Annotated in this window: 9 protein-coding genes; 2 read left to right on the top strand and 7 right to left on the bottom strand. The window is 32.5% G+C overall.

The genetic code is table 11. The features are described 5' to 3' along the window. Positions 1-58: 58 nt before the first annotated feature. From NZD85_RS00230 to NZD85_RS00200, 7 genes are all read right to left on the bottom strand, one after another. On the bottom strand, positions 59-1,756 hold the full coding sequence (locus NZD85_RS00230) for an AMP-binding protein (RefSeq protein WP_260542639.1): 1,698 nt from the start codon (positions 1,754-1,756) through the stop codon (positions 59-61). 116 nt (positions 1,757-1,872) lie between these two features. Next, complete coding sequence (locus NZD85_RS00225) at positions 1,873-3,762, bottom strand: DEAD/DEAH box helicase (protein ID WP_260542638.1); 1,890 nt, start codon at positions 3,760-3,762, stop codon at positions 1,873-1,875. Positions 3,763-4,027: 265 nt separating this feature from the next. Next, complete coding sequence (locus tag NZD85_RS00220) at positions 4,028-5,443, bottom strand: L-serine ammonia-lyase (protein WP_260542636.1); 1,416 nt, start codon at positions 5,441-5,443, stop codon at positions 4,028-4,030. A gap of 211 nt (positions 5,444-5,654) precedes the next feature. Then, the gene (locus NZD85_RS00215; protein WP_260542634.1) at positions 5,655-6,137 is read right to left on the bottom strand and encodes a hypothetical protein; all 483 of its coding nucleotides are present in this window, start codon (positions 6,135-6,137) and stop codon (positions 5,655-5,657) included. A gap of 9 nt (positions 6,138-6,146) precedes the next feature. Next, a complete protein-coding gene (locus NZD85_RS00210) occupies positions 6,147-6,848 on the bottom strand; it encodes an NUDIX hydrolase (protein ID WP_171622322.1) in 702 nt (233 codons plus the stop codon). 32 nt (positions 6,849-6,880) lie between these two features. After that, positions 6,881-7,351: an Lrp/AsnC family transcriptional regulator gene (locus tag NZD85_RS00205; RefSeq protein ID WP_171622321.1), complete on the bottom strand. Its 471-nt coding sequence runs from the start codon at positions 7,349-7,351 to the stop codon at positions 6,881-6,883. Between the two features lie 212 nt (positions 7,352-7,563). Continuing rightward, on the bottom strand, positions 7,564-12,159 hold the full coding sequence (locus tag NZD85_RS00200; RefSeq protein ID WP_260542629.1) for a translocation/assembly module TamB domain-containing protein: 4,596 nt from the start codon (positions 12,157-12,159) through the stop codon (positions 7,564-7,566). Positions 12,160-12,222: 63 nt separating this feature from the next. Between NZD85_RS00200 and tsaD the strand changes: the two genes are divergently transcribed. Together tsaD and NZD85_RS00190 are read left to right on the top strand one after the other, a co-directional pair. Further along, a complete protein-coding gene (gene tsaD, locus NZD85_RS00195) occupies positions 12,223-13,242 on the top strand; it encodes a tRNA (adenosine(37)-N6)-threonylcarbamoyltransferase complex transferase subunit TsaD (RefSeq protein WP_171622319.1) in 1,020 nt (339 codons plus the stop codon). Continuing rightward, positions 13,242-13,952 carry a 16S rRNA (uracil(1498)-N(3))-methyltransferase gene (locus NZD85_RS00190; protein WP_260542627.1) on the top strand — a complete coding sequence of 237 codons (711 nt, stop codon included), beginning with the start codon at positions 13,242-13,244 and terminating at the stop codon, positions 13,950-13,952. Before tsaD ends, NZD85_RS00190 begins: the two co-directional genes overlap by 1 nt. The last annotated feature ends 39 nt before the right edge of the window (positions 13,953-13,991 follow it).

Here is a 13,991-nt window from a genome sequence, read left to right as displayed (position 1 = left end):
ATATAAATAGCCTTACAAATTGTAAGGCTATTTTTTTATGCGATAAATTTAAGCTCTATTAATATTTCTCATGGAAATACTCGTTTAGAATTTTAATTTTATCTTGTTTATCCTTCGCTTCTTGGTTTCGTAATTCTACGCGACGTATTTTACCTGAAATTGTTTTGGGTAATGATTCAACAAATTGGACAATTCGAGGAATTTTGTAACGTGCTAAATGTTCTTCCGTATACCTGAAAATATCTTTCGCTAATTCTTCCGAAGCTTCATACCCTGGGGCTAAAATAACAAACGCTTTCACTGCATTACTTCGCAATTCGTGTGGACTTGCTACAACAGCAGCTTCCATAATCGCATCATGTTCTAATAACGCACTTTCTACTTCAAATGGTCCAACTCTGAAATCTGATGCTTTTATCACATCGTCATCACGCCCAACAAACCACACATAGCCATCTTCGTCTTTGTACGCTTTATCTCCTGTATAATATAATCCATGCTTAAAAACTTTTGACATCTTATCTTTCTGAATAAGATATGTCTTAAAAATTCCATTAATGCTTTCTTCGTTGTACACAACACAGATATTTCCTTCTTCACAATCTTGTACTATATTTCCATTGTCATCTGCAATTACAATTTCATATAAAAAAGCAGGTTTACCCATCGAACCATATTTTATATTTTCGTTAGGTAAGTTGGCAATCATAGCTGTAGATTCCGATTGTCCATATCCATCTCGAATTGTTATGCCTGTGCCTTCTTTCCAAACATCTATAATCTCTGGATTAAGCGGTTCGCCTGCCGCAACACATTGACGAAGTTTGAAATGATAATTTTTTAAATCTTCTAAAATTAATACACGCAAAGCAGTTGGTGGTGCGCAAAATGTTATCACACCTAAATCCTGAATTGTTTGTAATTGTTCCTTTGGAACAAATTTATCTGCATGATATCCTAAAATTGTAGCCCCCATATTCCAAGGAGCAAAGAAACTACTCCAAAAGAATTTAGCCCATCCAGGTTGTGATATATTGTAATGTAAATCACCTTGTTTCATTCCAACCCAAGAAGAGGTTGTAAAGCCTCCAAGCGGATAAGTGTAATGCGTGTGCACCACCACTTTGGGCATTCCAGTTGTACCAGAAGTAAAGAAATAAAACAAATCATCGTCTGCTTTAGTATCGGCAGCTTCGGCTTCAGGTGATTCATTCCATAAATCGTTGATATTTATCCATCCTTCTCTTTCTCCCTCCGTGATTAATTTAACTTTGATTTTCTGCTCAAATTTTGCTTCTGCTTCATCTATTTTATTAGCATTCGCCTGATCAGCCAATGCCACTTCTGGAAATGATGATTCAAAACGGAAAGTTAAATCACGTGCTTCTAACGTTGTAGCCGCTGGAATAATAACCAATCCACCTTTGATTGATGCCAGATAGCCAATCCAAGTAATTGGTAATAAAGGAACTTGAGAAAACATTTTGTCCCCTTCTACAATACCTTTGTTACGTAAATAATTTAAAAATTGATTGTACTTAATAGATAAATCTTGAAACGTATAATCTTCTCGTTGATTATTGTACTTCCAAATCAATCCTTTTTGCTCACCTAATTGAGTAACATTATACGTTTCGAAAATGTCTCGAACCCAATTAAATTTTTCTGGTTTAAAAATTTTAATTTCTTTTAACTGCGCATAATTCTCTTGTTCGATAGAAGCTCGAATAGAATTAAACAATTCTTGTACTGTCATTTATTTGTGGTTTTGAATAAATATAGAAAAATTATCAATTCAAATACAAATTTTAAGCACAAAAAAAGGATGATTTAAAAAAATCATCCTTTTTAGTTGTTATTTTTTGAGAAATATTAATCTCTACCTCTTCTTGAACTTCCCGTTCTGTTACGGTCTCCACCGCGGTAACCACCACGATCTCCTCCTTTACTGTCACGGCTATCACGATCACGGTCTCCTCCTCGGTAACCTCCTCTATCGCGATCTCCTCTACGGAAACCACCACGGTCTCCACCGCTTCTTTCACGATCAGAGTCACGACGACTGTTAAAACCACGTCCACGAGAATCTCCTCCGCCATTACGACGACGATCTCCGCCTCCACGACGCTCACCGTCACCACGTCTTGGTTCTGGTTTAGAGATTTGAACATCTAAATCAACTCCATCACGTTGTGCATCTTTGAAAGATTCTAAAACTAATGATTCGAATTGTGTATCTACTTCGAAGAAAGAGAAATTACGTAAAATTTCAATTTTTCCGATTTCGATGTTACGGTTACGTGTTTGTTCGTTGATTAATCCAATTAAGTTTGGAACACGTAAGTTGTGTTTTTGTCCAATGTTAATGAAGAATCTTGAGAAATCACGACCTCCACGACGATTAGAAGAACGATCACTTCTATCACCACGATCACCTTCTGGAGTGATGTCTTTCGTATTTTTGTAATATTCTAAGAACGAATTAAATTCTACTGTTAAAAAACGTTTCAATAAAGTATCACGATCAATATCAGCTAATTTTTCGTTTACAGTTTCCATGTAAGGCTCGATTAACTCTTCATCAACTTCGATATTTTCGATTTTGTCAATTAAAGAAATTAAACGTTTTTCACAAATTTCTGCACCAGTTGGAACGTTTTTAGGCTCGATTTTAGAAGCAATTAATTTTTCTAAATCTCTAATTTTACGTGCTTCACGTCCACCTGAAATAATAATAGATATCCCTTTGTTTCCTGCACGACCTGTACGACCTGAACGGTGAACATAAACTTCTGGATCATCTGGTAAGTTGAAGTTGATAACATGTGTCAACTCATTAACATCAATTCCACGAGCTGCAACGTCTGTTGCTACAAGAATTTGAATGTTTTGGTTACGGAATTTTTCCATCACGTGATCACGTTGTGATTGTGATAAATCTCCGTGTAATGCATCTGCATTATAACCATCTTGCATCAATTTATCTGCTACATCTTTCGCTTCGCGACGTGTTCTACAGAAAACGATACCATAAATATTTGGGTAATAATCGGCCAAACGTTTTAAAGCTAAGTAACGATCTGATGAACGTACTAAATAAACGTGGTGCTCGATATTTTTTGAGGTAGTATTTACTTTACTAACAGCAATCTCAACTGGATTGTGCATATATTCTGAAGCGATACGACGAACCTCTGAAGGCATTGTAGCTGAGAACAATAAAGTTTGTTTTTCTTCTGGAGTAGTTTCTAAAATTGAATCGATTTCGTCACGGAATCCCATGTTCAACATCTCATCAGCTTCATCTAAAACTGTCCACGTAATGTCATTAATTTTTAATGCACCACGTTTAATTAAATCCATTGTACGACCTGGTGTTCCTACAACGATTTGTGGATTATCTTTTAATCCTCTAATTTGTTTAACGATATCAGCTCCACCATAAACTGCTTGTACACGTACTCCTCGTGTATCAGCTGCAAAAGTTTCGATTTCTTTTGCGATTTGTAAACATAACTCACGAGTTGGACATAAAATAATTGCCTGAACTGATTTTGAACTATTGTCTAATTGATTTAAAATCGGAAGCCCGAATGCTGCAGTTTTTCCTGTACCTGTTTGCGCCAATGCAATAACATCTTGGTCTGATGAAAGGATTTGAGGAATAGCTTTTTCTTGAATTGGAGAAGGGTTAACGAATCCCATTTTCTCAATTGCAGTTAGGAGTTCTTCTTGAAGTCCTAATTCTTTGAATGTAATCATGTTAGATACGATACCGTGATATTGAAATTCATTTATATTTCATATCCGGTTTTTATTTTTAAATTATTATAACCAACAGATATGAAAGAATAAAATTAAATGGCTGAGCAGCCTAAAAAATCCCTAAATGAATATTCTTTAACATCCGTACCTTAATTCTAAAAGGCTGTGCAAATGTAAGGATTTTTTTTGAAACACACAACACACTTTCACAATCCTTACAAATTACACACTATTCTTTATTTAATTGAATATAAATACTTTATTAACAATCTGCAATATTCACAGCAACTGCTAAGCCTCCTTCAGAAGTTTCTTTGTATTTATTATTCATATCTTTTGCAGTTTCCCACATTGTATTTACAACCTTGTCTAAAGGTACTTTTGCATTTAAAGGATCTGTATCCAATGCCAATTCAGCAGCATTTATCGCTTTAATTGCTCCCATTGTATTGCGTTCAATACAAGGTATTTGTACCAACCCTCCTATTGGATCGCAAGTTAACCCCAAGTGATGTTCCATCGCAATTTCAGCTGCAATAGTCACTTGTGCAGGACTTCCTCCCATTAATTCGCACAAAGCACCTGCTGCCATTGCAGATGACACTCCAATTTCAGCTTGACAACCTCCCATCGCGGCAGAAATGGTAGCACCCTTCTTAAAAATAGATCCAATAACACCTGCTGTTGTTAAAAATTGTTCAATTTCTTTTTGTCCCGCTTTGTGATTTTCGATCACCAAATAATACATCAATACAGCAGGAATTACTCCTGCACTTCCATTTGTTGGTGCTGTTACCACTCTACCTAACGAGGCATTGACCTCATTCACTGCAAGTGCGAAACAACTTACCCATTTCAGAATTTGACGAAAATATACTTTGGTTTTCCGAATAGATGTAATCCATTCTTGTGGATTAGAATAAGGAGTTGTTCCAATCAGATTATTGTGCATGTCATACGCACGACGTTTTACATTCAATCCGCCTGGCAATGTACCTTCTGTGTGACATCCTATGTACATACATTCTAACATTGTATTCCAAACACGCATTAATTCGTGATGAATTTCATCTTCTGTTCGAAGTGTTTTCTCATTTTCGAACATGATTTGTGAAATTGTTTTATTTTCTTTATCACAAAATGCTAAAAGCTCTGTTGATGTATTAAATAAAAATGGAAATGCACATGTTACATCTGCATTAATTGATTCTTCGTTTTCTTTTGTTATAAATCCACCTCCTATCGAATAGAATGTAGAGGTAAATTCTTCATTCTCATAAAAGGCAGTAAACATCATTCCATTTGCATGAAAATCTAAAAACTCTCTATTAAAAACAATATCTGTTTTGGGATCAAAATCAATTAAAAATCGGCTTCCAAAATTTAATTGTTTTTTACTATTAATTGTATTGATTATTGTTGAAATATCATCAACAGGAATGTATTCAGGATCTGCGCCACTCAATCCTAACATAACCGCAAAATCTGTTGCATGTCCTTTTCCTGTTAAGGATAAAGAACCGTACAAATCTACACGAATACGCGTAATTTTATTGAAAATTGAAGCTGCATCTAACTCTTTCAGAAAAGCTTCTGCTGCTCGCCAAGGACCTAAAGTATGAGAACTTGAAGGACCTACGCCAATTTTGAGCATATCAAATACTGAAATACAATCCATTTTATACTTTTAATTTATATTTTTTCCACACAGGACAAATATAGCCGTTAAATTAACATATTCATTTTTTTTTCAGTATATTTTTTATGAACTTACTCAATTATAAAGCTTAAAATATTCATATTAATGATATTACCTCAACTAATTTTCAATCAAAAAAAATAGGTTACAATTTTTTGTAACCTATTTTTTCCATTTTATCAAATTTTTATTATTTGAATTTATACCAATAAGGATAAATAATTGCTAAACCATAACCTATAAACACAAATAAAGCGAACATTGTAAATAGTGTTCCATCTGCCATAAATTCTGGTTGTATTGCTGCAGATATAAATAATGAACCTACGACCATATATACACCTATTCGTTTGTATTTATTTACCAAGAAAATACCTGCAAGACCAATTAAACCAAAAATAATAGTTGAAATTGGATACCAACTTGGCATTTCTGGTGCATCTTGATTCAGTAAATCGCGCATTAAATAATCATTTGTCACTAACAATTGGTAACCTCGATATAGAATACTTAATAAAAGAAAAACCATTATAAAGATCATTGATTTGAATAAGAATGATTTTTTCTCTCCTTTGTGTTTTAAGTCATTTGATTTTGTATTATCAGACATTAAAACATTAGCATCAAAAAGATCTTCTCTTTCTTTATTGGTTTCATTTTTTTTATCTGTCATAGCTTTGTTTTAAAATAAGAAATCATATCCTTTCAAGCTCAATTTTTCGTATTTTTCTTCGTCAAAACGGTATAATTTCGACACTTTACGATGAAGTTTCGGGTCGGTTGTATTGCCTGTTTCGATAATTAAATTTGAGTTAAAGATTTTCTTTCTAAAGTTACGTTTATCAAGTTCTCTATTCAAAGCTTTTTCATATAAACTTTGTAATTGTGCAATTGTAAATTCATCTCCTAAAAGGTTAAAACCAACTGGGCGACGTTTTACGCGGCGTTTTACACGTTCTTTTGCGTATTTTACAATCTCATTATGATCGAAAGCTAAATCTGGTATGCGGTCATATAGATACCACTCACCTCCTTGCATTTTTACTTTCTCCTCTATTTGAGGTGTTAGTTTTACAAGTGCGTAATAAGCAACATTTACAACACGTCCTAATGGATTACGAAAAACTTTTGTAAAAGCTTTCAGTTGTTCGATATAGGTTTGATGCTCATCGTAAGCAATTTTCTCGATTAATAATTCGTGAATTGCCTGATCGTTACTTACCGTTGGTGCAATATATTTTCCTGGTAAAACCAATGCTCCTTTGAAAGGATCGTTAAGTTTTTTATATATTAATATTTTTAGATCTTCTCCATCAAACCCGAAAAGCACGAGACTTGAACAGAGAGCGACCTGAAAATATTTTTCTTTTTCTTCGTCTGTCATTTTGTGGGATGATTTAAAAAATTGAATTTTTCTTAGTGAAAGATTGAATGCATTAATCTATTTTTATCATTAAAAGATTCTTCTAACGAAATCATAGATTCTGTTCTCAAAACGTCATCAATTTGATCAATTTTGTAGATAACATCTTTTGCATCTGCTGTATCTCTTGCACGAATTTTACAGAAAATATTATATTTCCCAGAAACTACGTGAACAACTGTTACGTTTGGAATTTTGTATAATTCATCGATTACTTTTTGAGTTTTGTTTGTTTTCGTAAGCAATAAACCTACATATGCAACAAACTGATAACCCATTTTATCATAATCTGTAATTAGTGTAGTTCCTTTGATGATTCCCGCCTCCTCTAATTTCTTGACACGTACATGAATAGTACCAGCAGAAACATTCATTTTTTTTGCTATTTCTGTAAATGGCATTCTTGTATTGTCAATTAAATACATCAAAATTTTCTTATCAACATCATCAATTATGTAATTCATTTTCCTAATTTTTGATTATTATTATTATTTTAATAAAAAATCGAATTAATTTTTAGCAAAATTATAAATAAAACAAACAAACATCAAAATATTTTTTAATGATTTATTTAATATTTTATTTTTGTTGTAATAATAGTTCAAAAAAGAAAGAACTAATCACTTTTGTTTGTTTGCGCGAGTTTATTGTCTAACCACAATAAACTCATTTTTTTTTATTTAATTCTGACTAAACCGCGACGTTTTTGTTGTGTCTTTGGCTGAGAAGATTTTTGATAAGTAACGTTGACTGTATCTTTACGAGCTTGATATGCAGAATCTATTTTATTTTCTTCTTTTTTAAATTGTTTTGGAAGTACAATCGAATCAAATTTTTCTTGTTTATATTCAGTATTTTTATTGTTAGATTCTTTCTTTCTTTCATCTATTCCTAAAAATCCTCTGAAGGTATCAAAACTTTTATTGTATTGAATTCCGACACCAAAACTTTGATTCAAGCTATTTTCCATACCAGGCAATAGTCCAAAAGTAGTTGGTTTTGTAAATGCTTTTAAAACCAATGAACCATTGTTTAGTTTTGAAATATCATAAGAAATATCAAAATTACCATCAAAATTCTCTTGCACATTGCGGTTATTTGTTACGGCAATTCCATAAGATCCTCTTAAACTTAAACGATTATTGATACGATAAGAAATAGATGTTCTAATTTTATCATTTGTATCAGACTGTGCACTACCACCAACATATTCCATTTGAATATCTACATTATTTGCAATAGATGACAACATACCTGCAATTGTCGATAAACCAATATCAGCAGCTGTACTTGTAACTCCTGATTGCACAGCAGAAGCGTCTCCAAATTTACCTGTCAATAAGATATAACTAAATTGGAGCATCTGTTCTTCTGTGTTGGAACGGAATTTTGATTGTAACTGTGAATTAATATCTGATCCAGCATTCGGAATTGATAAACCAAAATCAATGATTGGTTTTTTAAGCGTTTCGGAAATATCAATGGAAAGAATTGCATCGTAAATTTGAGAATATCCAACACCTAAATAATCGCCTACATTAGATACTGAACGTTGATATTCTGCTGTAATATTTAATGTTGCATCCAGTGGATTGCCCGCAAATTGAACAGATGAACCTTTCTTTATTTTAAAATCTTTTGGAATCAGAGGAAATTGTCTAAACTCATATGTTCCACTTTCTATATTGTAAACCCCTGTAATATTAAGCCCTGCTTTGTTCATCAAGAAACGTAGATTTTCTGCAGTACCGCGAGCTGTTGCTTTATCATTTGTCGCAGCATCAAAAATTAAATTCACCATAGCATTTGGATAAGCATTGATGTTAACATCTATCGACATTCCTTTTGGTGCATGTGGCTCATTGTTTTTTGCTATCTCGTCTAAATGCTGATTAGGAACAAAACGAACCAAATTATTTTCAGATTCAATTGTTGTACTACCAGTGTTTATCGTTAATTCTGAGTTTCCAACTACTGTTGCGTCTCCCGCAATCTCCAGTTCTTCTACAGCACCAAACATCGTTACATTTCCTTTGGCAAATACTTTACCATAAAATAATTCATTGTCCTTTATCGTTGTATTCATCACCAATAAATTGTCTGTATCAAAATCTAAGTTGAGACCCCATTTACTCAAATTTCTAAACAGAATTGCTCCGTCCACTTTTCCTTTAGTATTAAAAGAAGTGTCCTTAAATGCAATATCATTTAACATAATAATCCCTTGTCCTTTACCTTGTTTGGTAACAAATAATTCGTTTTCTCCTTCAAATAAATAATCCGTTCCCAAGAAATTAACTTTCAGCCCAAGATCTTTCGCGACCATATTTCCATTTAGATTTGGTAAATCAACTGGTCCTGTCATTTTTAAATCTCCTGATAAAGTACCACGCATATTAGAGAAAACTGATTTCAAAAATCCTTCTAAGAAATCAATGTGAAATTCATCAAAATTGGCATCTACATCCAACTCTGGACCTGTAGGTTTATTGATAATGTTACCATAAGCAACCAATGATTGAATTTGCTCTTTTTGTAAACTTGTTTCAAAATTAAATTGTTTATCCTCTACATTATAACCTCCTTGTAAAGTCAAATTTCCAAGTTCAAAATCATTTAATCCTAAGTTATCAATCTTAGCTTCGAGCGTTGGTTCTAACTTTTCCTTTGTTCGTACTATATTGACATTTCCATTTGCAATTCCGACAATTTTAAGGTTGTTTAAAACTGTTTTAGGAATAATTTTTTCGAGGTATAAATCTTTAAAATCTGCATTGAAATTATAATCAATATTATTGTTAAACAAACCACTAACATTCAGACTTTGTTCTTCTGATTCTAACGATAAATCTTCAACTTTCAACGAATTATTGATCCGATTAAAAATAACACGATTTGAATTTACATCATTTAAATGATTAATCGTCCATTGAGTCGAATCGATTTGAACAGTCGAAGGTGAAAACCCAAAAATCAAATCATTCTTATTTTGTACTGTATGAAAAAGATTTAAATTAAATACTACTGGATTTTTTCGTCCAATATTAAAATCTGTTTTCACAATCATTGTATCATTTTTCGGAATCGAGCTTACATTGATTTCATTCAGCGTAACACCACTCACTTTCATGCTATCAATTTTAGCGTTTAGCGTAGGCAATTCGGCTATTGTATTCAAATTTACATTCGATTGAAACAATTGAATTCCTGCATATTTTATTCCAGGTGTTTCCAAAGTTGCTTCTAATTGATTCTTCGTTCCGTCTATAAAACCTTTTACATGTGTGTCAGGCTCAATAGAAATAGAAGGGTCTATATAATTAAGTAAGTTTTCTTGCACATTGACATCAAACGAAAAAGCTTGATTTGGCGAAACTTTTTTCATGCGAAAAGACGGCACTAAATTAACCAATGAATTATTGACTACATCTGCAATTTCGGTCACATTAAATCGTCCATCAACAGTAGCTTTCATATAATTTGGAACATCTAATGTCATGATTTTATTTGAGCCGCTTATTTCAGAATTTAACATGACATGTGCCAATTCTAACGTATCTTTTTTTGAGCGGAAATACAGATTTTTAACGTCGATATTCCCTCGTAAATCATTAATATTTGTTAACTGAAAATTCCCCGTTACATCACCTCTTACAACCGCTCCTAAATTTTTTGTTAAACCGATAAAATCTAAGTTAACTTGACGGATATTTGATGTAAAATCAAAATCATAAGGTTTTCCACTAAAATTAATTTTTCCGTTCAATTGCGCATTCAGATTAGGGTCTTTGATATCAAACAATCCATTAAATTGATAATTTTTAACCAAACCATCAACCGTAATATTTTGATATCTTTTTCCGATTAAATCAATGTAACGAAGTGTACCATCCAAATTTAAATTGATATTGTTAAGATCTGTTCCTTTTCCATCAAATCTAAATTGTCCACTTACATAACCCAAATCTTTTGCATTCGTTAATTGATGAAGATTTAAGTTTTTAGCATCAATCGTTCCTTTGTATATTAACGATTTTACATCTTTATAATTTCTAATTTGAGCATTAATGTCCGCATCTCCTAATCCTGAAACAGTATATCCATTTGCATTAATTTCATTTGGATTTAATGAAATATCTCCGCGGTAATTAATCGCTCCAAAACGTGTTAATAAATCTGGAATACTCTTCGCTATTGAAGTCGGAAGCAACTTAGTTATCGATTGATATGATGTGTTAATCTTTGCATTTCTTGTTGAGAAATTTAATAAAGATCCATTTAAAACATCTTGTAATTGTAATCGGGATGCACCGACATAGTTATCTTCACCTTTCAATTCGAAATCCAAAAATGTTAAATTATTCAACGGTCCTTCTACCTTACCGTACAAATCTACAGATGAATTTTTGTCGAATATCTCGGTGAAATAGCGTATCTCCTTAAAATTAATTTTTGAACCTCTATCAAAGAAAACATCCCAACGTACCTTATTCGAAAAGTCGGACATATCCGAAGGTTCATCGTAGCTCAACAATAGATTTCCGTTTAACACAGAAGTATCTGTTCGCAGATTCAAATTACCAATTCGAATTTCTTTGTTAGAATAATGAACTTTCCCGGTAAAATTCTGAACGTTATATGTATCTTTATTCTTTGTGGCAACAAAACAAAAATTCTCTAAATCTCCTGTAATATCAGAATCGACCAATCTAAATTTCTTCACCGTCAAATTCAGTTGTTTTGCATCCAACCAAATATTGCCAGAATTTTGATTAACAATTGACACTTTACCCTCTTCTAAAATAAAATCGCCATCAAGTTTAAAAATCTTTTTCGAGTCTTTAGGTTTATCCGAGCTAAAACCATTGACAAATTTTATAAAGTTAGAAACCGAATCGCCTTTGTATGTGATCACATTTATTTCGGGTTGAATCAATTTCACTTGACTTAAATCGATATGATCTTTTTTTATACCTGGCAAAAGCGACCAAAGATCAATTGTTGTTTCCAACGTTTTAGACTTCATAAAATCATACTTATGATCATCTTTAATCTTAACACCATGGAAATATATCCGCCCAAAAAAATCAATATCAACCGAGTCAACATACATTTGCGTATTCAACGATTTATTTAATTTTTCTAAAGCGAAATGTGCTAATTTTGTCTGTACCGCAGGAATTTGTATGGCGATTGATACTGTCAAAACCAAGGTTAAAACAAGTATAATCAACGATAATAAAAATCTTCCTATTCGTCTGACTATTTTCAATGGTATAATTTTACGATATTTGCAGGGTAAAAATAAGTTATAAATTTTATTCTACAAGGAATTATGAGCGATAAAAACTACATTTTAGCCATAGAGTCTTCTTGTGATGATACAGGCGCAGCAATTATTGACGGAAATAAAATTATTTCTAACGTTGTGGCAAGCCAAAAAATTCACGAAATATATGGTGGCGTAGTACCAGAATTAGCTTCGAGAGCACATCAACAAAATATTGTTCCCGTCGTAGATCAAGCCCTAAAACAGGCAAATATTAACAAAGAAGAACTTAAAGCAATTGCTTATACGCGCGGTCCAGGATTAATGGGTTCGCTTTTGGTTGGCGGAAGTTTTGCAAAATCATTCAGTCAATCTTTGGATATTCCGTTGATTGAAGTCAATCATATGCAAGCGCATATTTTGGCAAATTTTATTGAAGATGCAAACGATGAAAAACCTACTTTTCCTTTTTTATGTTTAACAGTCTCTGGAGGGCATACTCAAATTGTAAAAATTAACAATTATTTTGAGATGGAGATTTTAGGTGAAACAATTGACGATGCCGCTGGTGAAGCTTTTGATAAAGCAGGTAAAATTTTAAATTTACCTTATCCCGCAGGTCCAATTATCGACAAAAAATCTAAGATTGGAGATCCTACAAAATTCAAATTCGCAAAACCAAAAATTGAAGGTTTAAACTTTAGTTTTAGTGGATTTAAAACGTCTATTTTATATTTTATTCAGAAAGAAGTCAAAGCGAATCCAAATTTTATTGAAGAAAATATTGACGATTTGTGTGCCTCAATTCAACGTTCTATCGTGAATATTTTAATGGAAAAAGTTAAAAAAGCATCTGATGAAACTGGAATTAAACAAATTGCAATTGCAGGTGGAGTTTCTGCAAATTCAGAAATTCGTCAACGACTAAAAGATGGAGAAACTGAATTTGGTTGGAAAACTTTTATTCCAAAATTTGCCTACACAACCGACAATGCTGCCATGATTGCAATGGTTGGAAGTTTAAAATTTGATCAAGAAATCTTTACAGAAAATACAGCAAAATCTGTAGCGAAATACCATATTTAATGAAATTATTTTTTGGAGAAATTCATCACGATACAGCAATTCTAAACGAAGAAGAAAGTCATCATTTTGCAAAAGTTTTACGGGGAAATGAAGGCGATTTAGTTCATGTCACAGATGGAAAAGGAAATTTGGCAGAAGTTGAGATTACATCAATTTCTAAAAAAGCAGTTGAAGGAAAAATTGTTGATTTAAAAACAAATTTCGAGCAAAAAAACTATTATTTGCATGTTGCAATAGCACCGACGAAAACAATGGAACGTTTGGAGTTTTTCTTAGAAAAAGCAACTGAAATTGGTATTGACGAAATTACTTTTTTACAAACTTTTCATTCGGAACGAAAAAATATTAAAATCGAACGCATCGAAAAAATTGTACAATCTGCCACGAAACAATCGTTAAAAGCATATTTACCAAAAGTAAATGATTTAATAAAATTCAATGAGTTTATCAAACAAGATTTTGAAAGTTTCACAAAATGTATCGCACATTGTGAATCTGATATCGAACGTACGCCTTTACGAAGAGTTTTAGAAAATAATCCGCAGAAAATTTTAATTCTGATTGGTCCTGAAGGAGATTTTTCGAGAGATGAAATTCTAACAGCAGAAGAACATAATTTTACAGGTATTAGTCTTGGACATCAACGTTTTCGAACTGAAACAGCAGCTCTACAAGCCGTTTTTGCAGTTGATTGGGGTTTAGAAAAATAAATCAAAAACAATAATTTATACCAAAACCGATTCATTCTT

Source organism: Empedobacter stercoris (genome assembly GCF_025244765.1).
In the GTDB taxonomy this organism is placed as follows: domain Bacteria; phylum Bacteroidota; class Bacteroidia; order Flavobacteriales; family Weeksellaceae; genus Empedobacter; species Empedobacter stercoris.
The sequence above is the reverse complement of the archived record's forward strand: the minus strand, read 5'-3'. Positions and strand labels throughout refer to the sequence as shown.